Raw genomic sequence first — 25,853 nt, forward strand, 5'->3', positions numbered from 1 at the left:
GGCGCCGCCGATCGCGATCATCTGGATCTGCCGCGGCTTCAAATTCTTGTGGTAACCCTTATCCTCGGCGTGCAGGGCCTGCTCCGATGCATGCGCGTGCCCGCCGTCGGCCTGGGAAATGCCAACCTCGTCATTGGGGTTTTTGGGCATGGTTGATCCTTTCGATCCGGGAAAGATCTGTCTGGGTGGGGGGATTAAGGTGGGAGCGGGCTTAGAAGACGGACCAGCCGGTGAGGTCGGACAGTTCGGCGAGGGCGGCAGTGCCGGCCAGCGAGTTGCCTTTGGCGTCCAGGCGCGGGCTCCAGACGCAGATGGTGCATTTGCCTGGAACGATCACCAGGATTCCGCCTCCCACCCCGCTTTTGCCCGGAAGGCCCACGCGGTAGGCGAACTCGCCGGCGGCGTCGTACATCCCGCAGGTCAGCATGATGGAACCGATCCGCTTGGCTTCGCTGGGGGACAGGACCGATCCCCGGGCGCCCTGGCCGTCCCGGGCCAGGAAAAGCCCGGCCGTGGCGAGTTCAACGCACGACATCATGATCGAACACTGGCGGACATAGCTTTCCACCACCGCTTCGGCGGGCCGCCGGAGGTTACCGAAGTCCTTCAGGAAATGGGCCAGTGCCAGGTTGCGGCTGCTGCGAGCCAGCTCGCTGGCGGCCGCGGCCTCGTCGATGAAGGGCCCGGGCAAGGTGTCCTCCGGCCCGTTCCCCGCCTGTTCGGTGACGAACCGCAGAAGCTGCGTGGCGGCGTCGGGCGCTTCCTCCATCAGGTGGTCCGTGACCACCAGGGCGCCGGCGTTGATGAACGGGTTGCGTGGAATGCCGTGTTCCACTTCCAGCTGCACCAGCGAATTGAAGGACGTTCCGGAGGGTTCGCGCAGGACCCGCTGCCAGAGCGCACCGGCCTTGCCGCCCTGCAGTGCCATGGCCAGCGTGAAGACCTTGGAAATGCTCTGGATGGAAAACGGGACGTGTGCGTCCCCGGAGCTGAAGACTTCCCCGGAGGTGGTGGCCACCGCGATCCCGAACCTGTCGAACGGGATCTCCGCGAGGAACGGAATGTTTCCGGGGACGGATCCCGCTTCCCGGCGGGGACGGTGCTTGCCGACGATGTCGTCGAGGAGGCCACCCAAAGGTGGTGCCTGGAGTGTTGCGGTCATTTCCTGCCTGGCAGATCGTGGTGGTTGGCCGCCCACTCCTGGATGTGGAGCAGGGCGACAAGGGAATCGCGGGGGTTGCCGAAGTCCAGGCGGGTGACCCGCGCGGCCTTGCTGACCCGGTAGTAGACGGTGTTCTTGTGGAGGTTCATGCGCTTGGCGCACTCGGCGACGTCGAAAGACGCGTCGAAATACGCACGCAGGTCCCGGCGAGCTCGGCATCCTGCTGGAGCAGCGCCGCCAGGCTGCGGTGACGGAAGGGGGACGACGTGAAATTGCGGACCGCCTCGCGGAAGAGGATCTCCTCCTCGAAGTCGTCCACCGTGGCAACGGCACCCGCGTCCGCACTCCCCACGCAGGCCAGCAGGGCTTCGGTGATGCGGGTGGCCGTATGGATGGACAACAGATCCGGGACCACGGGACCGACGGCGGCAAAGGGGGTAAGGCCGAGGTGCTTGCGCGCATCCCGGACAATGGCCTCGGCCAGGGTGCGCAGCCCCGGCTCGGAGGCGGTGGACTGCAGCCCGGGGATGATGATGCGGTATCGCCATTGAACTGCCCGACGACGGCGGAGGCCTTGTACGCGGCGGCGTGGATGGATGCGAGGTTGGCCAGTTCGCCGTGCTTGAGTGCCGCGTCGTCGGCCTGGGAGTCCGCGGCGGACATGCCGAGCAGGACCAGGGCGGCCGGCCGGTCCGCCGGGATCTTCTCGCTGTGGGCGCTGGCCGCGGCTTCAGCCGGACCGGACAGGAGCCGCACGATGCGGTCCTCCCGCATGTGCACGGACTGCTGGTTGCGGTAGCGGATCAGCTCGGCGGAAACCCGCGCGGCGGATCCTGTCAGGATGTTGTCGACGTCCGGGCCAAAGCCTTCGCCGGTTTCCTGGAGCCAGATGTAGCCCATGATCCGGTCGCCGGCGAACAGGGTGATGGCTACCCGTTCACGCAGCCCGTCCTGCGGCCTGGCCGGGACGCGCACCGGCAGCCGTGTGCGGTGGAGTTCACGGTAGGCGCCCAGGTCCTTGAGGAGCAGTTCGTATTTCCGCGGACCGCGCCGGGCCAGGATGGAGGCTTTCCGCAGTTCGTCGATGTCGTTGGTGACCGTGGAGTAGGCGAGGACCTTGTTGGCGGCGTCCTCGATGACCACGTGGCTGGAGGTCAGCCGGGCCGTGGTCTGGGCGATGGCAAACAGGTCCTCCTCGAGGAGGGTCAGCACCTCGCTCTGGTAGCTGCGCGGCTGGATCCTGTCCTTCGCAATGGACAGCAGGCGGTCCCAGTCAGCTCCGGGATCCACCAGGAGCAGCCCTGCCCCGGCAGTGTGCAGGAGTTCCTCCGCCTCGGCAACGTCTTCCCGGTTGCCCTTGATCGCCACCACCGGCGGGGGATTCTGCAGGAGCCGGCGCAGGGCAGGCAGGGCAGAACGGCCGCGCACGCCGATCAGCAGGACAAATGCCCCTGCTGCATCCGCCGTCCCGTCATCGGCGTCCAGGATGAGGAGCCGCTCGATGGCCGACCGGTCGGGGGCGGGCCGGAGGATGAGGCTGGCGGAACCCAGGGGGAGATCCGAGAGGATGTCGTCCACCGTAACCGCGGCCATGGGTTTCCTTTTGCGTTGATTCCGCCGGACGGCTCTGTCCGGTCACCTCATCGTAACCAGCGCAGCGGGCCCCAATTATGGAATGCGAACCAAGCCTGCAGTCCCCTTTTTGGATTCCGGCCCATGGAAGGGGCAGTACCGAAAGTCCCCGCCACGGCGTGCTGTTTCGAAAAAGTTGTTCAACAATACCTTGCCAAGATTGTTGAACAACCTGTATTGTCACTGGGGACGATAATTGTGACTCCAGTCACCTTAGGCAATGGATGGAAACCATGGCAGAACCCGGCATCAAACTGAACCTGAGCACTTCCGCCCGGCGCACCGCGCTCCTTGGCGCCATGTTCCTCATGGCCACCAGCGCCATCGGACCGGGCTTCATCACCCAGACCACGGTGTTCACAGCCCAGATCGGGGCCGCATTCGCCTTCGCGATCCTAGCCTCGATCCTGATCGACATCGCAGTCCAAATGAACGTCTGGCGGGTCATCGGCGTCACCGGGCTCCGGGCGCAGGAACTTGGCAACAAGGTCCTTCCCGGCGTCGGCTGGTTCCTCTCCGGCCTGGTGTTCCTTGGCGGCGTGGTCTTCAACATCGGCAACATCGCCGGTACCGGCCTCGGCGCCAACGCCATGATGGGTGTGGACCCCAAGATCGGCGGTGCGGTCTCGGCCGCCGTCGCCATCCTGATCTTCATCAGCAAGAAGGCCGGCATGGCGCTGGACCGGATCGTGGTGCTGCTGGGTGCCGTCATGATCCTGCTGATGATCTACGTGGCCATCGTTGCCGCCCCGCCGCTGGGAGAGGCCCTGAAGAACACGTTCCTCCCCGAAACCGTGGACTTCCTCATCATCACCACCCTGGTGGGCGGCACCGTGGGCGGCTACATCACCTACGCCGGTGCCCACCGCATGCTCGACTCCGGCGCCACCGGCATCCGGCACGTCAAGGAGATCACCCGCAGCTCCGTCCTGGGTATCCTGGTGACCGGTCTGATGCGCGTGCTGCTCTTCCTGGCCATCCTCGGCGTCGTTGCCGGCGGGACGGTCCTCAGCAGCAACAACATGGCGGCCGAGGCCTTCGGCGCGGCCGCCGGTGAAATCGGCATGCGGATGTTTGGCGTGGTTCTTTGGGCCGCTGCCATCACCTCGGTCATCGGCGCAGCCTTCACCTCTGTCTCCTTCATCACCTCCTCCCGCACTCCCGAGCGCAAGCGGAACCTCATCACCGTCGCGTTCATCGCCGGCTGCGCCATCGTGTACATCTTCCTCGGCCAGGCGCCCCAGCAGCTGCTGATTTTTGCCGGCGCCTTCAACGGCCTGATCCTGCCGGTGGGCTTTGCGGTCCTGCTCTGGGTGGCCTGGCGCCGCCGCGACCTGATGCACGGCTACGCCTACCCGAAGTGGCTGCTGCTGGTTGGTGCCGCAGCCTGGATCCTCACCGTGTTCCTGGGCTGGAATTCGGTCATGGGCCTGGCGAAGCTGTGGGCATGATGGACCGCTCCAGCACTACCCCCGCCGCGGCGCGCGAAGCGTTCCGCGGCGGGCTGGTGGAACCGACGTCCGGCTGGTCCCGCGGGTACGCGCAGGCGAATGTGCTTGCCATCCCCCGGGAGCACGCCTTCGATTTCCTGCTGTTCGCCCAGCGCAACCCCAAGCCGTGCCCCATCCTGGGCATCCTCGAACCGGGCGAAACCAGCGGTCCGCTGCTGGCCGGCGGGGACATTCGCACCGATGTGCCGAAGTACACGGTGTACCGCGACGGGGAGAAGGTGGACGAGCCCACGGACATCACAGGCCACTGGCGTGATGACCTGGTGACGTTCCTGATCGGCTGTTCCTTCACGTTCGAGGCCGCCCTGCAGGACGGCGGCATCGGCATAGCCCACATCGAGCAGGGCGTGAATGTGCCGATGTACCGTACCAACCGCCAGTGCGCCCCCGCCGGCACCATGTCCGGTCCGATGGTGGTCTCGATGCGTCCCGTCCCCGCCTCGCAGGTGGCCGATGCGGTACGCATCACCTCCCGCTACCCGGCCGTGCACGGCGCACCGGTCCACGTGGGCAATCCCCACGAACTGGGCATCAGCGATCTTGCCCGGCCGGATTTCGGCGATGCCGTGACCATTCCGGATGGCCACATTCCGGTGTTCTGGGCGTGTGGCGTCACGCCGCAGGCCGCGGTGATGCAGTCCCGGCCCCCGCTGGCCATCGGCCACGCGCCGGGCCACATGCTCATCACCGACGCGAGGGACAGCGACTACCTGGTTCCTTGAACCTGTCGCCTATAAACGGAGAGGGCCTGCACCGGTTGGTGCAGGCCCTCTCCGTTTTACAGCTGCCGGTCAGTGCCCTGTCCCGGTCAGTGCCCTGTCCCGGTCAGTGCCCTTTGGTGATCAGTGTCCCGTGCCGGCCAGGTGGCCCAGCAGCTCGGCTTCGGCGGCATCGAGGTAGGCGCGCAGCCCGGCCGCCGCCTCCTCCCGTTCACCCGCGCGGAGCCGTTTCACAAGCTCCACGTTGCGCTCCACATAGTGGCTGTGGAAGTCGGGGGCGGAGGCCATGGCATGGAAGACCAGCCGCATTTCGGCGAGCACGCGGTCCATCAGCTCCTGCAGCGTGGCGCTCCCTGTCAGGCCCACCACCGCACGGTGCAGGGCCTGGTTGGCATCCGCCATGTCCGTGACGGAGCCGGCGTTCCGGGCAGCCTGGGCGCGCTGGACAATGGCTTCCATCTCGTCCAGTGTCCGCGGAGTGAGCTCACCCCAGAGCACGGCGGCAGGTTCGATGGTCCGGCGGATGCGGTAGATCTCGCGCACTTCCTCAGCGCCGGGCGACGCCACGAAGACGCCCCGGTTGGGGATGCGGGTGACGACGGACTCGCCGGCAAGGATGGTGAACGCCTGCCGGAGGGTATTGCGGGACACGCCCAGCGAGGTGGACAGCGACTGTTCGGAAAGCTTTGACCCGGGGGTCAGTTCGCCGGCCGCGATGCGGTTCCGCAGCACGGAAGCGATCCATGCCGTCGTGTGTGCGTGTTCTGCTGCGCCGTGTGTCCCGGTATCCATGTCCGCGCCCCCAATCTCCAAGTCAACATCCGATGTTAGCCGACCGTGCCCAGCACTTCGCCGCGCACGACGACGGCCCCCGGCTCCTGCGCACCGCGGCGGAAGGTGCCGGCACCGGACGCGGCCACCACGGTTTCCATCTTCATCGCTTCCACGACGGCGAGGGGCTGGTCGGCGGCCACCTCGGCGCCGTCCTCGGCCAGCCATTTGACCAGGTTGCCGCCCATCGGCGCGGTGACCCGGCCGTCGTCGGCGGCGTCTCCGCTGTGGGTGCCGGCACCGGCAGAACCTGCACCGGCCGAAACACCGCCACCGCCGTTCATCAGGGCCGCATAAACCTGTGCCGGGAGTCCCAGCTGGACGGCCTTCCCGTCGATTTCCACGGTGAGGGTTTCGCGCCGCGCCACGGGCCCGGCAATTCCGCTCTTTAGCGAGGCCGCGAGCCGGCCGGAGAACTCGGACTCAATCCACGTGGTGTAGACGCCCAGTCGGTCCGTCGCCGTGAAGTCCGGGTCTCGCACCACGGCCCGGTGGAACGGGACCACCGTGGGCACGCCTTCGATCCGCAGTTCGTCCAGCGCGGCACGCGCGCGGCGCAGCGCCTGCGCGCGGTCCTCGCCGCGGACGATCAGCTTGGCCATCAGGGAGTCGTATTCGGCCGGGATGACGGAGCCGGAACGGACCCCGGAGTCCACGCGGATGCCGGGGCCGGTGGGTGCCTCAAAGACGTCCACGGGGCCGGGGGAGGGCAGGAAGCCGCGGCCGGCGTCTTCGGCGTTCAGCCGGAACTCGATGGCGTGGCCGGTGGGCTGGGGGTCCTCGGTGATGGAGAGCGGCAGGCCTGCGGCGATCCGGAACTGTTCGCGCACCAGGTCGATGCCGGAGGTTTCCTCGGTGACCGGGTGCTCCACCTGCAGCCGGGTGTTGACTTCGAGGAAGGAGATGACGCCGTCGGGTGCCACCAGGTACTCCACGGTGCCCGCCCCGGTGTAACCGGCTTCCCGGCAGATGGCGCGGGCGGACTCGTGGATGCGGCTGCGCTGCTCCGGCGTGAGGAACGGCGCCGGTGCTTCCTCCACGAGCTTCTGGTTGCGGCGCTGGAGGGAGCAGTCACGGGTGCCCACCACCACCACGTTTCCGTGCGTATCGGCGATGACCTGGGCCTCGACGTGGCGGGGCCGGTCCAGGAAGCGTTCCACGAAGCATTCGCCACGGCCGAAGGCTACGGTTGCCTCACGCACCGCGGAGTCGAAGGCGTCGTCGATGTCCTCCATCCGGTAGGCGATCTTCAGCCCGCGGCCGCCGCCGCCGAAGGCCGCCTTGATGGCCACCGGAACGCCGTACTGCGCGGCGAACGCCCGCACCTCGTCGGCGTTTGCGGCGGGTCCGTCTGACCCGGGGACCAGCGGGGCGCCGGCGCGGACGGCGATTTCCCGGGCGGTGACCTTGTTGCCCAGGCTGCGGATGGCTTCCGGTGACGGGCCCACCCACGTGAGTCCGGCGTCGAGCACCGCCTGCGCAAAGTCGGCGTTCTCGGACAGGAAGCCGTAGCCGGGATGCACGGCGTCGGCACCGGCGCGGGCTGCCACGGCCAGGAGCTTCCCGATGTTCAGGTAGGTTTCCGCGCTGGCGGACCCCTCCAAGGCGTAGGCCTCGTCGCTGAGGCGCACGTGCAGGGCGTCGGCATCGGGATCCGAGTAGACGGCGACGGACGCCAGGCCTGCATCGGCGCAGGCGCGGACGATCCGGACGGCGATTTCGCCACGGTTGGCGATCAGGACTTTTTTCATGGCTGCTTCTTTCACAGGCTGTTCGTGGCAGGCGTGGGGGCGGTGGGTTCCGGCTGCTGCAGGGCGCCGGGCCGGAGCGGCTCCATGGTCCCTGGGTCCACGGCCTGGAACCGGACGGTGGTTCCGGGCGGGAGCTGCGCCGCCACCGGCAGGTCTTCGGGAACGACGACGGCGATCACGGGGTAACCGCCGGTCACTGGGTGGTCGGCGAGGAAGAGGACGGGAAGGCCCGACGGCGGCACCTGCAGTGAGCCGGCAACCACTCCTTCGCTGGGCAGTTCCTCAGTCCGCGAGCGTTCCAGCGGTGTCCCGCCGGCTGAAGTATCCAGCCGCACGCCGATCCGGTTGGACTCGGCAGTGACCGCCCAGTCCTGCCCGGTCAACGCGGCGAGGGATTGCGGTGTGAACCAGTCGTCGCGGGGACCGGGGGTCACCCGAAGCACCACCGGGGCGCCGTCGGTCCCGCCCTGGCTGAGGGCCGGATGCAGGGTTGGCGGTTCCGGCTGGCCCACCACACGGCCGCGGTCTGCCGCGCCTACGGGCAGCACCGTTCCGGCGTCCAGCGGAGACGGTCCAATCCCGGACATCAGGTCCGTGGACCGGCTGCCCAGCACCGGGGGAACGTCGATGCCGCCCCGGACGGCAAGGTAAGTGCGCAGGCCGGCCTCCGGCGTGCCAAGGTGGAGGCTCTCGCCGTCGTGCAGCGGGAAGGGGGCGTACAGCGGGGCCGGGCGGCTGGCGCTGCCTGACCGGATCTCCGCGTCCGCGGGAGCGCCGGTGAGCGCGGCGGTCAGTTCGCCGCGGGCGCGGACGGACAGTCCGCCCAGGACGGTTTCAAGTACGGCATCACCCGGTGGGTTTCCCACCAGGCGGTTCGCCTGGCGGGCACCGGCGGCGTCGGCAGCGCCCGCGGGGGAGACGCCCAGGTCTCCGAAGCCGGGACGGCCAAGGTCCTGGATGAGGGACTGCGGGCCGGGGGTGATGATCTCCAGGGCGGGAACCCCGGCAGCCTGGACCCCGGCAGGGGTGTCCGGCTGTGCGGCGGGTCCACCCTGTCCGGCGGATTCACGCTGTCCGGCGGGTTCCGCGACCGTCACGACTTCCACGACTTCCCGCACTGCGACATACCGGACGGTGCTGCCGGGCCGGAGCATGGCAGGCTGTTCACGGTCCAGGTCCCACATCCGGGCAGCGGTGCGTCCGATAAGCTGCCAGCCGCCCGGGGAGCGCCGCGGGTACACGGCGGAGAAATTGCCGGCCAGGGCCACGGAACCTGCGGGAACGGCGGTGCGCGGTGAGCTGCGCCGTGGAACATTCAGTGCGTCATGCTCGCCTACCAGGTAGGCGAAGCCGGGGGCGAACCCGCCGAACGCAGCCGTCCACAGCTGCCCGGTGTGCGCGGCGATTACGCCGTCGGCACCCAGCCCGGTCAGCCGGCCCACTTCGGCGAGGTCGTCGCCGTCGTACACCACCTCGATCCGGACCGGTTCGGCGCTGCCGGCGTTCACCGCGGCCGCGTCCCTGTCCAGCGTGGCGACGGCGGCACGGGCCGCCTGCGCCGAGGCGCGGGAATCGAAGACCGCAAGGACGGTCCGTGCGGCGGCCAGGACATCCACCTGCCCCGGCAAGGGCGTCTCCTGCAGCCGGGCGTGGACGGCCAGGACGGTTTCCAGGGAGTCGAGTTCGAGAAGGAGGGCGCGGGGCCCTGCCCAGCGGATGTGGGGGGAGCTCACACGAAGCTCCGGATATCCACGCCGGCGGCTTCAAGTTCACGACGCACCGCCGCGGCCATGGAAACGGCACCGGCGGTGTCGCCGTGCAGGCAGATGCTCTCCGCTTCCGCCTTGATGGCGGACCCGTCGCGGGCAATGATGGTTCCCTCGGTGGCCAGCCGGACCATATTGGCGGCCACGGCGTCCTCGTCGTGGAGGACAGCCCCGGCTTCGCGCCGGGAGACCAGGGTTCCGTCAGGGTTGTAGGCGCGGTCCGCGAAGGCTTCGGCCACGCCCCGGAGGCCAGCGGCCTCGGCACGGGCCAGGGCTACGGAGCCGGGGAGCAGGAGCAGCGGCAGGTCGCCGCCGAAGGCCTTGACCGCGTCCACGACGGCCTGGGCATGCGTTTCGTGCGTGACGATGGTGTTGTAGAGGGCACCGTGCGGCTTGACGTACTGGATGCGGCCGCCCGCGGCCGTGGCCAGCGCGCTGAGGGCACCCATCTGGTAGAGGACGTCATCCGCGAGTTCCGTGGCGGAGCAGTCCAGGAAGCGCCGGCCGAAGCCGGCGAGGTCGCGGTAGCCCACGTGCGCGCCGATGACGACGCCGGCCGCAACGGCGTCGCGGCAGGTACGGGCGATTGTGGACGGGTCTCCGGCATGGAAGCCACAGGCGACGTTGGCGCTGGACACCGAGCGGAAGATTGCTGCGTCATCGCCCATGGTCCAGTTGCCGAAGGATTCCCCGACGTCGCTGTTGAGGTCAATGAAGGCCATAGTGATTCTCGTCTCGTTGAAGTGGTCTCTCTAGGATGCACGAGAATCTAAGATTGTTCAACAATCCTGGGGTATTTTTTACCGCGCCCGAGTGCTGCGGAACATGCAACGAGCCCGGCGTCCCGGCTGAAACGGCGCGGGAGTCCCCGCCAGGGCCTAACGGACCTCTGCACTGAGGAAGGGCGGACGACGGCGGGTGCTTCCCGCCGTCGCCCGCCCTTCCTGTGTTCGGGTCGGAACCTCACGGGCTCAATCAGGTGCAGGCCCGGTGGATTGGCGGATTGTGAGATGAGTGGGCATAACAGCAAGCTTCCGGCTTGCTCCGCCGGGTACCGGATTGAGCTGGGACAGCAACATGGCCACTGCAACGCGTCCAGCCTGCTCGATGGGACTTGAAATTGTTGTTAGAGGGGGGTTGCAGAAGTCCGCCCCGAAAATGTCGTCTGATCCGACAATGCTCATGTCTTCCGGTACGCGAATGCCCCGCGCCTGGAGTCGCTGCAACATTCCAATAGCCAGCAGGTCATTGAAGACAACGCACGCTGTTGCCCCTGTTCTCAGCGCTGCATCTGCTGCTGCCGCCCCTGACGTTGTCTTGGGGATGAAAGGACCAATGCGGTGGGTCTCCATGCCGCGCCTCCTGGAGTCCTCCTCAAAGACTTTCCAGCGCATTTCGTTCGACCACGATGTGGGCGGACCTCCCACGTAGCAAACTCTGTTATGGCCCAGTGAAGCCAAGTGGTCCAAGGCCTGGATGATGGCGGACGGGGTGTCGATTACTACTGACGGTGCATCAGCGGATGCCCGGTTGATGGTCACCAAGGGCTGGGACCCGGCCACCTCCGCAAGTTGCGCATCGGTGAGGCGTGAGGCTGCAAGGACGAAGCCGTCGGCCGAGCGCCGCATCTTGTGGAGTGCATCCAATTCCATCTCACTGGACTCTTCTGTATCCACCAGCAGTTGGGTAAGGCCGGCGGCTTTGAGCTGGTGCTGTGTTCCTCTGATGATGTCGAAGTAGAAGGGATTGGTGATATCCGGCACCAGGACCGCAACCGTGCCCGTCCGGCCCGAACTGAGGCCCTTTGCTTGTGAACTGGGAACATAGTTCAACTGGGCGGCAGCTTCCTGGATGCGTTGCCGGGTGTGCTGGTTCACCCGGTCAGGCTTGGAGAGGGCCCGTGACACGGTGGACGTTGCCACCCCCGCGAGTTCTGCAACGTCTTTGATTGTTGGCATCCGGTCCGCAGGCGCGGGACCTTTGCGGGCTTCTTCATGTGCCGGGCCAGTAGCAGGAGTGATCATGGGGCGTTCCTTTCGCGCTGACGCGTCGGATCCCGTTACCACTGCGGAAAACGCCAACAGAAATATTTCATCAGTTTTGGCAACTTATGGCAATCGCTTGCCGCAACATTGCTGCGCTCCTAAGCTGGTCGATGAATCGCCTGCAGTGACGTGCGCCACTTGTCCTTGTGGCCGTGTGGGCGTCCCAGAGGAGAGAACAATGAGGTTTAGATCGTCTACAGGGGTCGCAGCAATCGTTACGGCGGCAGCTTGGCACTGACTGGCTGCGCCGCTGGTTCAGAATCATCCGGCACTTCAACGAACGCGGACGGGAAGGTGGACGGCACCGGCAAGACCCTGAATGTCCTGGTCGGGGTCCTTCCCCAGTACCCGGAACAGCAGAAACAGTGGCAGAGCGAGATCGCCGAGAAGTTCAAGGCTGAGACCGGGGCTGAAGTGAAGTTTGAGACCTTCGCCTCGGCGAATGATGAACTCACCCGCATCCAGACATCAGTGGTGTCCGGCCAGGGCCCGGACGTGTACGGCCTCGGGACGACGTTCACACCTACCGCTTATGCCACAAATGCGTTCGTCAAGCTGTCAGATGAAGACTGGGACAAGGTGGGTGGCAAGGACCGTTTCAATCAGGCCACCCTCGGCATTTCAGGCCTGATGAGGAGAACCAGGTAGGCATCCCCTTCGTGAGCCGCCCCTTCGTGATGGCCTACAACAAGGACCTGCTGGCTGCGGCCGGCATCGAAAAGCCCGCCACCAGCTGGGACGAACTCGCCGAGCAGGCAAAGAAGATGACCAAGGACGGCACCTACGGGATCGCCACCGGATACAAGGACAACTTCGACCCCTGGAAGTTCATCTGGGCCATGTCGGTGCAGGCCGGGAACCCGCTGGTGGACGGCGACACATTCAAAATGGATGATCCCGCCGTCAAGAAGGCCTACGAGACGTACTTCGGCTGGCTGACGGAGGACAAGGTTGTGGACCCCGCATCAGTCGGGTGGAGCAACAGCAACGCTGTGGCCGCTTTTGCCAGCGGAAAGGCCGGTTACCTGATGATGACCACGTCCAGCTCGATCCCGACTCTCGAGAAATCGGAAGTCGCCGGAAAGTACGAGTATGCCCTGATGCCCACCATCGCCCCGGGGGAGACGGAGTCCAAGTCCGAGGATGACGCCGCGAGTATCCTCTCCGGCGACAACCTGGTGGTGGCTGACTACTCCAAGCAGAAGGATCTCGCCTTCGCCTATATCAAGCTGGTCACCTCCAAGGAAGAGCAACTGAACTACCAGAAGATCTTCGGTGACCTCCCGGCCAACGCCGAGGCTCTTGCCAGCCTTAGCGACCCTAAGCTCAAGCCTCTCGCCGAGGCAGCCGAGAAGTCACAGGCAACGCCTTTCACCGGCGCATGGGGTGACATGCAGCTCGGCCTCCTCAACGTTACTGTCCAGTCGATTCCCGACCTTGCCGCCGGCAAGGTGGACAGCTCCGCCCTCGAAGCAAGGATCAAGGAGGCCCAGGAGAAGGGCCAGGCATCCCTGGACCGGGCCTCCAAGGGATAAGTTCTGATGTCAACCGACGCCTCCAACGAAATCCGGCTTGCGGCGGAGTCCGCCGCAAGCCGGGCGGCAGAGACTGCCGCTGATGTCCCCGGCCAGGAGCCGGGCAACCAGAGCAGCCCGCGCCGCAAAGGCCTGAGCGAACGGGACCGGCCGCTGTGGATGCTTATCCCGGGCGGGTTCCTGATGATCATCATCATCGTGGTACCGCTCGTCCTGGGCATCTACATGTCCGCCCTCGACCTGGACCAGTACACCCTGCGGAAGTGGATCAGTTCCCCGTTCATCGGCGTGGAGAACTTTGTCGAAGCCGTGACTGCTTCGCCGCTGCTGAACGCAGTCTGGCTCAGCGTGAGCTACTCGCTGATAGCAATGGTCGTGACACTGCCGCTGGGCATAGCCGCTGCAGTTGCAACCCAGAACGCGTTCAAGGGCCGTGCAGTCATCCGCTCGGTTTTCCTGATTCCGTACGTCCTGCCCTCCTTCGTTGTGGCAACAGTCTGGCGGACGATGTTCCAGCCCGAGGGAATTATCGACAGGGCGTTGGGCACTTTCGGAATCGACGCGGGACTGTGGCTGAACGGTCCCCAATCGTTCTGGACCCTGGTACTCGTCCAGATCTGGGCGTCCTGGCCATTCATCTACCTGCTGGCGCTCTCCGGGCTGCAGGCCGTGGACCACGAAGTGCACGAGGCCTCAGCCCTTGACGGGGCGCTCTGGTGGAACAAGCTCCGGTATGTCGTGTTTCCCTACCTAAAGGGCCCGCTGGCGCTGGCGTTCCTGATCGGAATGCTGCACCACATCAACAACTTCACGCTTCCCTTCGTGCTCTTCGGTGTACCGGCGCCCGCTGATGTGGAGGTTCTCCCCATCCTTACCTACGTCACGAGTTTCCAGAGCTTCCGCTTCGGCCTGAGCGCGGCCATGGCTTTCATCTCCCTGGTCCTCATTGCCATTCCGCTGTTCATTTACCTCCGCGCCGTTAAGCTCGACGACGCCGAATCACCAGGAGCCAAGAAGTGAGCACCTCGACCGCCAGCCGGCATTCGGCAGTACACCACGACATCCCCCGACCGGGTTCGAAACGACAGCACGAAGTGCTGCGACTCCTGCCGGCGCCCCTGCTGATCATCATCCTGGTATTCCTGGGCGCAGTGGTCCTGATTCCTGTGCTGTACATCTTCCTTGCGTCAGTGAACTCCGATATCGGCGTGGCCAACGGGGAGTTCTGGCCTTCATCGGTCACTTTTGAGAACTACGCCAAAATCTGGACCAGCGTGGGCCTCGCCACCGGCCTCACCAACAGCGTGCTGGTAGCGGGGGCCACGGCGGTAGTCTCTGCCGCCTTGTCCGTCTCCACCGCGTTTGTCCTGGTCCGTTACAGCTTCCGTGGCAGGCTGACCATCCTCCGGGGCCTGTTGGCGCTGCAGTCCGTCCCCGGAACGCTCATGGTGCTGCCGGTCTTCGTGCTGTTTTCCTCGGCTGCAACCTATCTCGCATCCAGGTCATCGGAACGCAGTGGGGTCTTTTTGTCACCTACCTGACCTTCGCGATGCCGTTCTCCACCTGGGTGATGGTCACCTACCTCCGCGGGCTTCCCAAGGAACTGGAAGAAGCCGCACGGATCGACGGCGCATCCAACCTGGGAGTTCTTTTCCGGATCATCCTGCCCCTCAGCTGGCCCGGCATCGTCGTTTCCGGCATTTTCGCTTTCCTGCTCGGCTGGAACGACGTGCTGTTCGCCTCGGTCATGACCCGGCCTGAGAGCCAGACCGCTGCCGTGGCACTCCAGATTTTTGGGGCATCGCAGGAGGGCGGGGCCATCCCGTCCTACGGCCAGATGATGGCCGCAGCCCTGGTGTGTGCCGCGCCAGTGGTCATCCTTTACCTGATTTTCCAGCGCTACCTAGTAGGCGGCTGACCGCCGGAGGAGTTAAATAACCATGGTTTCGAGCACTCAGGTCACCTGGCAGCTGTCAGGCTTCGGAGACGAGATCGACGACGACCCCGCAGTCCAGATTGCGGTGTTGCAGGCCCTCGGAGCCAACCACATCGAAGTCCGCAGCGCGTGGGGCACCAACATCGTGGACCTGAGCGATGAACAGCTCCAGTCCCTTGCGACGCTGCTGGCGGAGAAAGGCATGAAGGTCTCGGCTATCGCTTCCCCCATCGGCAAGGTGGACGTCACCCTCCCGGTGCGGCACGAAGTGGAGCGGCTGCGGCGGGCAGTGAATGCCACCACGGTCCTGGGCGCCAAATACATCCGCATCTTCTCCTTCTACTACGGCGGTTCGGTGCAGGTGGAAAGCATCCGAGACGACGTGATGGAGCGGATGCGGGCACTGGCCGATGTGGCGGAGGAAGCCGGCGTCATACTACTGCACGAGAACGAAAAGGACATCTTCGGCGACGTCCCCGACAGGGTCCTGGACATCATCCAAACCGTCAATTCGCCGGCCCTGAAGGTGGCCTGGGATGCCGCGAACTTCGTCCAGGTGGGGGTCAAGCCCTTCGACGAGGGGTATGCGAAACTGCGCCCGCACCTTGAGTACCTGCAGGTCAAGGATGCTTTGTTCGAGAACGGGCATGTGGTTCCGGCCGGGGAAGGGGACGGGGATGTGCTCCGCACCGTAGAGGCACTCAAAGACGACGGGTACGAGGCTTCGCCTCCCTGGAGCCGCATCTTGCCGGCGCCCACGGGCTCGGCGGATTCTCGGGTCCCACAGCCTTCGGTATCGCAGCACGCGCATTTGCAAAAGTCACCGCAGAAGCAGGAGTCCAGACGGCATGAGCACTCTGAACGTAGCCATCACCGGATGCGGAGTCATCGGGCGGACCCACGCCGTAGCCCTTAGGGAGTTCCCGGAGGTGCGCATTGCCGCCCTCGTTGACGCCATCCCGGCGGCAGCAGAATCCCTCGCAGACTTCATTGAAAAGAACGGCGGCGAGCGGCCGCCACAGTACCCCACGCTGGCGGAGGCATTCGCCGCCGAAGACATCGACCTCGTGGCCCTGGCAACCCCCAGCGGCCTCCACATCCAGCAGGGCCTGGAGGTCCTGGCTGCCGGCAAGCACGTGGTGATCGAAAAGCCCCTTGACGTTGACCTTACCCGGGCCCAGGAAATAGAAGCCGCGGCCAAGGAGGCCGCGGCTAAAGGGATCGTCGCTTCAGTCATCAGCCAGCACCGGTTCGACCAGTCAAGCGTCGCGGTCGCCGACGCCGTCACCAAAGGACGCTTCGGCCGGCTCACGTCCGCCATCGCCTCCGTTGCCTGGTGGCGCAGCCAGGGCTATTACGATTCCGGCGACTGGCGCGGCACGTGGTCCATGGACGGCGGAGGTGCGCTGATGAACCAGGGCGTCCACACCGTGGACCTGCTCCTGTGGTTCATGGGACGCCCCGTGGAGATCCACGCACACACCGCCCGGCTTGCCCACGAACGGATCGAGGTGGAAGACACAGCGGTTGCCACCGTCACCTTTGAAAACGGCGGACTGGCAGTCCTGCACGCCACCACGGCGGCCTACCCGGGCCTGACAGTCCGCGTCCAGCTGATGGGATCCGAAGGATCCGCCGTGGTGGACAACGACCGGCTGGAGTACTTCCACAGCAAAGACGCCGGCGGCGAATCGGCGGACATGGGCCTCCAAGGTGGTGGCAACCAGGCGGAACAGGAACTGGCCAGGTATCCGGAGGAAGACTACAAAGCGGCGGACCCCACCGTCTACCCCGCCGGGCATGTCCGGCAGTACCGCGATATCCTGTCCGCCATTGCCGACGGAAGGCAGGCCGGCGTCACCGTTAGTGACGCCGTCAATGCCCTCGCGGCGGTGCGCTCAGTCTACGTTTCGGCAACCCTCGGCCAGCCCGTCCTCTTCGACGACGTCCTGGCCGGCAAGTACAACGACCTTGAAGTCCGCACCGGCAGCTCCGCGGCAGAAAGCGCCTAAAGCCATGAAGTTTTCCGTGTTTACCGCATCCACCCCGCAATGGACCCCCGAAGAAGCAGTGCAGCACCTGGCCGACCAGGGCTGGGACGGCATTGAGTGGCGCATCACGGACCAGGCAGACGCCGCAGAGCCAGGCTTCTGGGCCGGCAACAAGGCCACCGTCCCGCTTACCGGAATGGAAGACCAGCTGGAAAGGATCGCCGCACTCACCTCCGGTGCCGGGCTGGAATTCTCCGGCATAGGGGGGTACGCACGCTGTGACAACCACGCGGACGTAGACCGTATGCTGGCCGCTACCGCCACGCTGGGCGCCGAAAGAGTCCGGGTGACCACACCTGCGCTGGGAACCGCGGCATGGGGCGGCGAACCGGCCAGTGGCACGCCCTACCCCGAGCTCTTTGATGGAGCCCGCCGCGATTTCGAATGGATCGCCCAACGGGCAGCGCACCATGGCGTCAAGGCTCTCGTGGAACTGCACCACCGGACCATCACCGCCTCGGCGTCGTCAGCACTCCGGCTGCTGGACGGCCTGGATCCGCGGCACGTGGGAGTCATCCACGACCTGGGCAACCTGCTCATCGAAGGCCAGGAGGACTACCTCCCGGCCTTCGAGCTCCTGGGCGACTATCTGGCCCACGTGCACGTGAAGAACGCGGTATGGGTCAACAGCGGTGAAACCGACGAGTCCGGCGCAGCTGTCTACCGGAACGAGTGGGCTCCCCTGCGTTCGGGCCAAGGCAGCGTGTTGCAGTACTTCAAGGCGCTCGCCGCCCATGGCTATGACGGGTGGGTGACCGTAGAGGACTTTTCCACCGAACGGCCGTTGGCTGAGCGGACGGCAGACAACCTTGACTACCTCCGTTCCGTAGCGGAACTGGCAGGGCTTTCCGTCCCGGCAGGGAGGCGCTGAACCATGGGCCAATTCATAGCGGATCATCCGGATCGGCTGCTGCCGGCCGATCCCGGTGTCCGGGATATCGCACGGTCACTGTACAAAAAGGTGGAGGGGCTGCCGATCATCTCCCCCCACGGTCACGTGGACGCGGCCGTCATCGAACAGAACAGCCCATTCCCGGACCCCGCCGCCCTCTTGGTCACTCCGGATCACTACGTCACCCGGCTGATCCACGCCGGCGGGGTACCGATGGACCAGTTGGGCCTCGGCAGCCAACCGGCCGGCTCCCGGCAGGTTTGGCGGCACTTCTGCGAAGCCTGGCCAGCCTTTGAGGGGACCGCGTCCGGGTTCTGGATCCGGCAGGAGTTCGCCCACGTATTCGGGCTGCAGGAGGAGCCGACCGCGGACAACGCGGACCGTCTCTACGACGCCTTGCAGGCCAAGCTTTCCGAGCCCGGTTTCCGCCCGCGTGAGCTGTTCAAGGAGTTCAACATCGAGGTGCTGGCTACCACGGATGACCCGCTGGACTCCCTGGACAGCCATGCAGCCCTGCAGGCGGACCCTGCCTTTGCCGGCCGGGTGCTGCCCACCTTCCGGCCGGACCAGTACCTGAACATGGCGCACCCGGCGTGGCAGGACAACGTGGAGCGCCTCATCAGCGCTGCGGGGGAGGGCGCCACCGGTTACGCCGGGTATATCAAGGCGCTGGAGGCACGCCGGCGGCACTTCGTGGAGCGCGGGGCGGTGTCCGCTGACCATGGCGTGTTCACGCCTTACACAGTGAAGCTGGACGACGGCGAGGCGGAGCGGCTTTTCGAGCTCGGCCGCTCCGGCCAGGCAGGGCCCCGGGAACGGGATGCCTTCGAGGCGCACATGCTGTACCAGATGGCCAGGATGTCGGTGGAGGACGGCCTGGTGATGACCATCCATCCAGGCTCGTTCCGCAACCACCACACGCCCACGTTTGAGGCCTTCGGGGCCGATACCGGGCATGACATTCCGGTTGCGGTCAATTACACGGAGGCCATCCGGCCGCTGCTGCAGGACTTCGGGACGGCCAAGGACTTCCACCTGGTGCTGTTCACCCTGGACGAGACGGTGTTCTCCCGGGAGTTGGCGCCGCTGGCCGGGTTCTACCCGGCGGTGTACCTGGGGGCACCATGGTGGTTCTTGGATGCGCCCGACGCAATGCTGCGCTTCCGGTCGGCGGTAACGGAGACGGCGGGTTTCTCGCGCTCCTCGGGCTTCATCGACGACACCCGGGCGTTCTGCTCCATTCCTGCCCGGCATGACACGTCCCGGCGGATCGAGGCATCATTCCTGGCACGCCTGGTGGCCGAGCACCGGATCAGCGAAGAACGGGCCCAGGAACTGATCATGGACATCGTGGATGCTTCTCCCCGACGGGTGTTCAAGCTGTGAGTGCCGCGCCGCCTGTATTGAATCGCAGCCTAAAGCCGCTGCCTAAGGCGCCGGTGCGGATCGTGCACCTTGGGTTGGGTGCGTTCCACCGCTCGCACCAGGCCTGGTATACCCAGCATGCATCGGACGCGGCGGAGTGGGGAATCGCAGCGTTCACCGGTCGCCGCCCTGATGCGGCGACGGCGCTTTCCACGCAGGACTGCCTCTATACCCTGGTTGAGCGGTCAGCAGGTGGTGACAGCTTCGAAGTCATCGGAAGCATCGTCGAAGCCGTGGACGGCGCCAATGTGGACAGGCTTTGCGAGCTGATTGCGGCCAATGAGACGGCAGTCGTCATGTTGACCATCACCGAGGCGGCCTACGGGCTGGCAGCGGATGGGACGTTCGACGCCGACTCGCCGGCTGCCGCGGATGATCTCCGTGCGCTCTCGGCAATCGCAGCCGGCGGCACAGGGGCGCCTGGGTCGCCGTTGGGACGATTGGTGCTGGCCCTTGCAGGCCGGAGGGACAGCGGCGGGGGACCACTCGCCGTCGTCAGCTGCGACAACCTCTCGGCCAATGGCGACGTTGCCCGCCGCGCCGTCCTGGGCCTGGCGGCTGCCTTGGGCACGGGCCTCGGGGAGTGGATCGGGGCGAACGTGAGCTTCGTCAGCACCTCCGTGGACAGGATCACCCCACGAACCACGGCTGAGGATATTGAAGAAGTGGCAGAGCAGTGCGGCTACAGCGACAGCTCGCCGGTGGTGGCCGAACCCTTCCGGAACTGGGTCCTCAGCGGCGATTTTCCTGCCGGACGCCCGCGCTGGGAGGAGGCTGGCGCCGTCGTCGTTGACGATATAGAGCCCTATGAAAACCGCAAACTGTGGCTCCTTAACGGTTCGCACTCGATCCTGCGTACGCCGGGCAGCTCCGCGGTCACAGCACAGTTGCCCAGGCCTTGGCCGACCCGGTGTGCCGCAAAGCCGTGGAGGATTTCTGGGACGAGGCGGCAAACCATTTGAACGCTGATGGCCTGGCCATCCCGCAGTACCGGCAGGCCCTGCTGGAGCGGTTCGGCAACGCCCGTATCGCCCATCGGCTGGCCCAGATCGCGGCTGATGGAACCACCAAGCTGCGCATGCGCGCCGTGCCCGTCCTGATGGCCGAACGGGCTGCCGGCTGCACCGGCGCCGGGAGCGCCCTCATGCTTGCCGCCTGGATCGATTATGTCGCCACCTCCCAGGACTTCCAGGATCCGCTGGCTTCCGAAATCCAAGCGGCCAACACGCTGGAGGGCGGCGAAAGGGTCCGGGCCCTGCTCCGCCTGGTCAGCGCCAGCATCGGCAATGATGCCGCGATAGTTGATCTGGTGCAGGGGCTCTGCGGATCCCTTACAGCCAACAAGGCGGCTGCCGCCGTTCCCACACGTCCCTAGACCCCCGCTTTCACTTCCGGAAGGAACAGTTGATTTCCATGAAAATCGTTGCCGCCGATGTCTTCGTGACCAGTCCGTCCCGTAACTTCGTGACCTTGCGGATCACCACTGAGGATGGTGTGACCGGTATTGGTGACGCCACCCTTAATGGTCGGGAGCTCGCCGTCGCCGCCTACCTGAAGGAGCACGTTGCGCAGCTGCTGATCGGCAAGGACCCGCACCGGATCGAGGACACCTGGCAGTTCCTGTACCGGTCCTCGTACTGGCGCCGCGGCCCGGTGACCATGGCCGCGATCGCGGCGGTGGACATGGCGTTGTGGGACATCAAGGGCAAACTCGCCGGGATGCCCGTCTACCAGCTCCTGGGCGGGGCGTCCCGCACCGGGCTCCGCGCCTATGGGCACGCCTCGGGCGCGGATATCCCGTCGCTGTTCGATTCGGTCCGGGAGCACCTGGAACTCGGCTACAAGTCGATCCGGATCCAGACCGCCGTGCCGGGCATCAAGCCGTCTACGGTGTCGCCGCGCAGGCGCAGGCCTCGGGGGAGCGGTACGACTATGAGCCGGCCGGCCGGGGCGCGTTCCCGGTGGAGGAGGACTGGGACACCCGCGCGTACCTGCGGCACCTGCCCACCGTGTTCGAAGCCGTCCGGAACGAGTTCGGGCCGGAGATCCCGCTGCTGCACGACGGGCACCACCGGATGACCCCGATCCAGGCCGCGAAGCTGGGCAAGGCGCTGGAACCGTACGACCTGTTCTGGCTTGAGGACTGCACCCCGGCCGAGAATCAGGAGGGCCTGCGCCTGGTCCGCCAGCACACCACCACCCCGCTGGCCATCGGCGAGATCTTCAACACCGTGTGGGACTACCAGACCCTGATCAAGGAACAGCTGATCGACTACGTCCGGGCCGCGTCCACCCACTTCGGCGGGATCTCGCCGTTGAAGAAGGTCATGGACTTCGCCGCGCAGTACCAGATCAAGTCCGGCTTCCACGGCCCCACCGATATTTCCCCGGTCGGGTTCGCCGCACAGCTGCACGTGGGCTTGGCCATCCACAACTACGGCATCCAGGAATACATGCAGCACTCCGACAAGACCAACGAGGTCTTCGAGCAGTCCATGACCTTCAAGGACGGCTACCTGCACCCCGGCGACAACCCCGGCATCGGCGTCGAATTCAACGAAGAAGCTGCAGCCGCGTACCCGTACCAGCAGGCCTACCTGCCCTACAACCGCCTCATCGACGGAACGGTGCACGACTGGTGAACACGATCAAACCTGCCACACCCGGCAAGCTCCGTGTGGTGGTGATGGGCGTGTCCGGCTGCGGCAAGACCACCATCGGCGACCTCGTCGCCCGCGAACTCGGCGTCCCGTTCCTGGACGGCGATTCGCTGCATCCGGTGGAGAACGTCGCCAAAATGGCCGCCGGCACCCCGCTGACCGATGATGACCGCTGGCCCTGGCTCGCCACCGTCGGCGCCGCTCTGGCCCAAGCCGGTGACGGCGGTTTGGTGCTCGCCTGCTCGGCGCTGCGCCGCAGCTACCGCGACGCCATCCGCGAACAGGCCCCGGACACCGTCTTCCTGCACCTGCACGGAACCAAGGAAGTCCTGAAAGCCCGCACCGAAGGGCGGACGGGGCACTTCATGCCGCCCGCACTCCTGGACTCCCAGCTCGCCACGCTGGAACCGCTCGAAGCCGACGAAGCCGGATTCGTCGTCGACATCGCTGCCCCCGTCGCGGACGTTGTGGCCGCGGCACTGACAAACCTCGCCGCCGTCGTACGCCCTGCCCCTGATCGGGCAGGCACCAAGCCGCGGCAGCCCGGCGTCGACCTGGCTGCTCCGCCGTTCAATCTCGACGGCGACGCCATCGCCTGGGTGGAAGGCACCATCGGTGCCATGACGCTTGAGGAGAAGATCGGGCAGCTTTTCATCAACCACAACAACAGCTACGCGCCGGAGTACCTCGATGGCGTGCTGGACACCTACCACGTGGGCGGCATGCGCTACCGGCCGGGTCCGTCCGCGGCCGTGCAGGAACACATCCGGTACGCCCAGTCGAGGTCGCGCATTCCGCTGCTGGTCGCGTCCAACCCGGAGATGGGCGGGGCCGGAAGCTGCGACGACGGCACATTCGTGTCCACGCACCTGCAGGCCGGCTCCCACCCGGACAAGGGTATTGCCCGGCAGATGGGCCAGGTGGCCGGCGTCGAAACCGCGGCCCTGGGCTGCAACTGGGCGTTCGCGCCCATCGTGGACATCCACTACAACTGGCGGAACACCGTGGTTTCCACCCGGGCCTTCGGCAATACGCCGGAGATCGTGGTGGAGCGGGCAAAAGAGTACTTCGACGGCATCAGCGAGTCGCCCACCGCCTGCGCAATGAAGCACTTTCCCGGCGACGGTGTTGATGAACGAGACCAGCATGTGGTGACGTCCTACAACACTTTCAGTTATGAGGAGTGGAACCGGACCTACGGCCACGTGTACCGCCAGATGATCGCACACGGGGTGCAGTCCATCATGGTGGGGCACATCGGGGCGCCGGAGCTGTCCCGGCACTTCCGGCCGGGACTGCCGGATTCCGAAATCCTGCCCGCCACGCTCGCACCCGAGCTGCTGCAGGACCTGCTCCGCGGCGAACTGGGTTTCAACGGGTTGGTCCTTACCGACGCGTCGCTGATGGTAGGCCTGACGCAGGCGATGAAGCGCAAGGACCTGGTGCCTGCCACCATTGCCGCGGGCTGCGACATGTTCCTGTTCTTCCGCAACCCTGCGGAGGACTTTGGCTACATGATGGATGGGTACAAGTCCGGCGTCATCAGCGAGGAGCGGCTGCACGATGCCCTGCGGCGGATCCTTGGGCTGAAGGCCTCGCTGGGGCTGCACCGGAAGCCTTTGGACGAGCTGGTGCCGCCTGTTGAGGCGCTGTCCGTCATTGGTTCCGAGGCGCACCGGGCCATTGCGGCCGACGTCGCGGACAAGACCGTCACCCTGGTCAAGGACACGGCGGGAAACCTGCCCATCACCGCCGAAACCCATCCGCGGATCCGGCTGTACGGCATCTCCGGCGGTGCTGACTTCACCCGGGCCGATCCGCTGGCCTACCTGGACACCGTCAAGGAGGAACTCGAGGCGGCCGGTTTCGAAGTCCATGTCTTCCGCACTGCCGAGCAGCGTGAAGCTGCGGGGGGAGGCGGGGGTGAACTTCATGACCGTCCTGGCAGAGGAAGCCACGGGGGACTACCCGGAAAAGTACGACGCCGCTTTCGTGTTTGCCAATGTCAAAGGCTTCGCACAGGAGGCGGCCATCCGGATCAAGTGGTCCTCACCGATGGCGGCCGAGATCCCCTGGTATGCCACGGAGGTCCCCACGGTGTTCGTTTCGCTGAACCAGCCGAACCATTTAATTGACGTTCCGATGGTCCGTACGGCGATCCACGCGCACGCCGGTTCACGGGAGGCCATCCGGGCAGCCATCGAAAAGATCCAGGGCAAGTCTGAGTTCCAGGGGACGTTCAACGACAACGTGTTCTGCGGGTCCTTCGACACCCGGCAGTAGATATCGCGCTGGCGGCCGGGACGCCGGGCGCGGGGATGAACCCCTGCGTCCGGCGTTCTTCCGTTGCGTCACAGGGGATGTTCGTCAGGCACGTCCGGAAGCGTCACGGGCGGCCTTCTCGCTGGCGGCCAGCATGTCGGTGAAGGTGGCTTTCAGCATCCTGTCGAGCAGTGGTCCGGTGAATCGGCCTATGGGGCCGCCGCGGGGGACGTAGCGGTAATCGAAGGTCGCCAAGGTCCCGTCGTCCACGGCTGCAAGTGAGAGTGAGGACTTGGCACTTTTGAACGGAACCAGCGCATTCGGATGATTCTCTGTGTCCATCCTGCGGCCTTTATCCCAGACAGTGACGGTTTCATCCATGGTGCCCATGGGCTTGAGCTCGACGCGCCGGCGGGCACCCACTCCGCTGGACTGGTCGCCAATGGCACGGGTCGCTCTGAGGCCGTGCCAGTGCTTGGCGAGATGCGGGAAATCGGAGTAGAAATCCCACACTGAATCGGCGGGAACGGGCATCCGACGCTGCACGGTGATATGGCGTTCCGGCATGTGAACCACTTCGAATCTGCGCCTGACGGGAGGGTGTGCAGTTCCATGATCCCGCTGGCAGAAGCAGCCCGCAATCCTTCTCGAAGCCTCTCTTCGGTAGCCAGAAATCGCGACACCTGCGGCCTGGAACCCAGGAAAGCAAAAAGGTCCCGGTTCCTTTGTCTCAAAGGAACCGGGACCTTCTCATCTGGCGGTGACGGTGGGATTTGAACCCACGTTGGCTTTTACACCAAACAACATTTCGAGTGTTGCACCTTCGGCCGCTCGGACACGTCACCAACCTCAATAGGGTACCGGAGCGGGGCGCACATCCCCAAAACGGGCGACCATCCCCGGTGGTAGGACTCGCTGCCACCGCGACCTTTGGGGGCGGCTGGCGGGGGTGAGCAATTGTGCAGAGGTGCCTGCCAAAATGTCATACCCCCATTAGAGGATGTCTTTATGGGAACCGGCACGCGCACGGCGTCAGCGATGGAGGGCATTCGTTCCACCATGGCTGCCCTCGAGGCGCTGTTCCTCGAAGAGGAGGAACTGGAGGCTGCGACCGCAGACGGGAATGCCGACGAATCCGTGGTGGATGTCATGGGGCGGTTGTATCGGCTTCGGTTGGCGCGACTGGAGGTGGAGTCGACACTGGAAGCCCAGAACGCCGCACTGAAAGCCCGGGACTCGGCCGAGGCCTTCGACCTGCAGCAGGCCATGACACCACCCGACGCCTCCACTCACGACCGCACGTACGCGGAAATATCGGCAGTGGAAGAAATCGCCGGGGTCCTGACCATCAGCTCCGGGGCAGCAGGGGCGTTCCTGTCCCAGTCCCGGCGGGTCTGCTCCCTCCCCTCGGTCTACGGGAACCTGTTTTCGGGGGCGTTGTCGTGGCAGGGCGCCAGGATCATCGCCGACGAAACCGAGGCCCTGGACCATCCCGCCGCCGTGGCCCTCGCGGACCACTTCCTGGACCCGGACGCGCCCAACCCGGCCCGCGGCTGCCCGGCCGCGAACCTTGTGCCGTCCCGGCTGCGGGCCAAGGTCCGAGCCTGGCGCGAACGCTACCACCCCGAATCCATCGAAAAACGCCACACAAAATCCGCAGCCGACCGGCGGGTCG

General features: G+C 65.8%; 16 protein-coding genes, 1 tRNA gene and 6 pseudogenes. 14 read left to right on the plus strand and 9 right to left on the minus strand.

The genetic code is table 11. The annotated features are described in order from the left end of the window. Positions 1–211: 211 nt before the first annotated feature. Complete coding sequence (locus tag G205_RS16970) at positions 212–1,162, minus strand: glutaminase (protein WP_035753578.1); 951 nt, start codon at positions 1,160–1,162, stop codon at positions 212–214. Next, entirely contained in the window at positions 1,159–1,710 is a 552-nt protein-coding gene (locus G205_RS23855; protein WP_338058428.1) for a helix-turn-helix domain-containing protein, read from the minus strand. The genes G205_RS16970 and G205_RS23855 overlap by 4 nt, the downstream gene beginning before the upstream one ends. A gap of 1,317 nt (positions 1,711–3,027) precedes the next feature. On the opposite strand from G205_RS23855, the gene G205_RS16980 reads away from it, so the two are divergent. Together G205_RS16980 and G205_RS16985 are read left to right on the plus strand one after the other, a co-directional pair. Beyond that, a complete protein-coding gene (locus G205_RS16980; RefSeq protein ID WP_009359072.1) occupies positions 3,028–4,245 on the plus strand; it encodes an NRAMP family divalent metal transporter in 1,218 nt (405 codons plus the stop codon). Next, positions 4,245–5,027: a putative hydro-lyase gene (locus G205_RS16985; protein ID WP_009359073.1), complete on the plus strand. Its 783-nt coding sequence runs from the start codon at positions 4,245–4,247 to the stop codon at positions 5,025–5,027. Before G205_RS16980 ends, G205_RS16985 begins: the two co-directional genes overlap by 1 nt. 120 nt (positions 5,028–5,147) lie before the next feature. On the opposite strand, the gene G205_RS16990 is transcribed toward G205_RS16985, so the two are convergent. From G205_RS16990 to G205_RS17010, 5 genes are all read right to left on the minus strand, one after another. Then, positions 5,148–5,816, minus strand: a complete 669-nt coding sequence (locus G205_RS16990) for a GntR family transcriptional regulator (protein ID WP_035753579.1) — start codon at positions 5,814–5,816, stop codon at positions 5,148–5,150. Positions 5,817–5,851: 35 nt separating this feature from the next. After that, positions 5,852–7,606 carry an acetyl/propionyl/methylcrotonyl-CoA carboxylase subunit alpha gene (locus G205_RS16995; RefSeq protein WP_009359075.1) on the minus strand — a complete coding sequence of 585 codons (1,755 nt, stop codon included), beginning with the start codon at positions 7,604–7,606 and terminating at the stop codon, positions 5,852–5,854. 11 nt (positions 7,607–7,617) lie between these two features. Then, positions 7,618–9,339 carry a 5-oxoprolinase subunit B/C family protein gene (locus tag G205_RS17000; RefSeq protein ID WP_009359076.1) on the minus strand — a complete coding sequence of 574 codons (1,722 nt, stop codon included), beginning with the start codon at positions 9,337–9,339 and terminating at the stop codon, positions 7,618–7,620. Then, positions 9,336–10,094, minus strand: coding sequence for a LamB/YcsF family protein (locus G205_RS17005; protein ID WP_009359077.1), 759 nt, complete (start codon positions 10,092–10,094; stop codon positions 9,336–9,338). Before G205_RS17005 ends, G205_RS17000 begins: the two co-directional genes overlap by 4 nt. A 249-nt stretch (positions 10,095–10,343) precedes the next feature. Continuing rightward, entirely contained in the window at positions 10,344–11,396 is a 1,053-nt protein-coding gene (locus G205_RS17010; protein ID WP_009359078.1) for a LacI family DNA-binding transcriptional regulator, read from the minus strand. 315 nt (positions 11,397–11,711) lie between these two features. Between G205_RS17010 and G205_RS23175 the strand changes: the two genes are divergently transcribed. The 11 genes and pseudogenes from G205_RS23175 (at position 11,712) to G205_RS17060 (ending at position 24,199) form a co-directional block, all read left to right on the plus strand. After that, on the plus strand, positions 11,712–12,065 hold the full coding sequence (locus G205_RS23175) for a type 2 periplasmic-binding domain-containing protein (RefSeq protein ID WP_235047046.1): 354 nt from the start codon (positions 11,712–11,714) through the stop codon (positions 12,063–12,065). 11 nt (positions 12,066–12,076) lie between these two features. Then, positions 12,077–12,952 (plus strand): extracellular solute-binding protein, encoded by an 876-nt coding sequence (locus G205_RS17015; RefSeq protein ID WP_235047047.1) that lies wholly within the window; start codon positions 12,077–12,079, stop codon positions 12,950–12,952. A 6-nt stretch (positions 12,953–12,958) separates the two neighbouring features. Continuing rightward, positions 12,959–13,972 (plus strand): carbohydrate ABC transporter permease, encoded by a 1,014-nt coding sequence (locus G205_RS17020; RefSeq protein WP_009359079.1) that lies wholly within the window; start codon positions 12,959–12,961, stop codon positions 13,970–13,972. Beyond that, positions 13,969–14,890, plus strand: a pseudogene (locus tag G205_RS23860) (carbohydrate ABC transporter permease). The gene G205_RS17020 and the pseudogene G205_RS23860 overlap by 4 nt, the downstream one beginning before the upstream one ends. A gap of 2 nt (positions 14,891–14,892) precedes the next feature. After that, positions 14,893–15,740: pseudogene (locus tag G205_RS17030) on the plus strand (sugar phosphate isomerase/epimerase family protein). Then, complete coding sequence (locus tag G205_RS17035) at positions 15,737–16,900, plus strand: Gfo/Idh/MocA family protein (RefSeq protein ID WP_035753583.1); 1,164 nt, start codon at positions 15,737–15,739, stop codon at positions 16,898–16,900. Before G205_RS17030 ends, G205_RS17035 begins: the two are co-directional and overlap by 4 nt. A gap of 4 nt (positions 16,901–16,904) precedes the next feature. Then, the gene (locus G205_RS17040; protein WP_009359082.1) at positions 16,905–17,810 is read left to right on the plus strand and encodes a sugar phosphate isomerase/epimerase family protein; all 906 of its coding nucleotides are present in this window, start codon (positions 16,905–16,907) and stop codon (positions 17,808–17,810) included. Between the two features lie 3 nt (positions 17,811–17,813). Beyond that, the gene (gene uxaC, locus G205_RS17045; RefSeq protein ID WP_009359083.1) at positions 17,814–19,217 is read left to right on the plus strand and encodes a glucuronate isomerase; all 1,404 of its coding nucleotides are present in this window, start codon (positions 17,814–17,816) and stop codon (positions 19,215–19,217) included. Next, positions 19,214–20,631, plus strand: a pseudogene (locus G205_RS17050) (mannitol dehydrogenase family protein). Before uxaC ends, G205_RS17050 begins: the two are co-directional and overlap by 4 nt. 38 nt (positions 20,632–20,669) lie before the next feature. Then, positions 20,670–21,898, plus strand: a pseudogene (manD, locus tag G205_RS17055) (D-mannonate dehydratase ManD). A gap of 44 nt (positions 21,899–21,942) precedes the next feature. After that, a pseudogene (locus G205_RS17060) lies at positions 21,943–24,199 on the plus strand (gluconokinase, GntK/IdnK-type). 84 nt (positions 24,200–24,283) lie between these two features. Here G205_RS17060 and G205_RS17065 read toward each other — a convergent pair. Beyond that, positions 24,284–24,745 carry an SRPBCC family protein gene (locus tag G205_RS17065; protein ID WP_009359084.1) on the minus strand — a complete coding sequence of 154 codons (462 nt, stop codon included), beginning with the start codon at positions 24,743–24,745 and terminating at the stop codon, positions 24,284–24,286. A 188-nt stretch (positions 24,746–24,933) separates the two neighbouring features. Next, positions 24,934–25,023, minus strand: a tRNA-Ser gene (locus G205_RS17070). Between the two features lie 163 nt (positions 25,024–25,186). On the opposite strand from G205_RS17070, the pseudogene G205_RS17075 reads away from it, so the two are divergent. Further along, positions 25,187–25,853 (plus strand): annotated as a pseudogene (locus G205_RS17075) (HNH endonuclease signature motif containing protein); the annotation flags it as partial.

Origin of the sequence: Arthrobacter nitrophenolicus (assembly GCF_000332815.1) — a bacterium.
GTDB lineage: Bacteria > Actinomycetota > Actinomycetes > Actinomycetales > Micrococcaceae > Arthrobacter > Arthrobacter nitrophenolicus.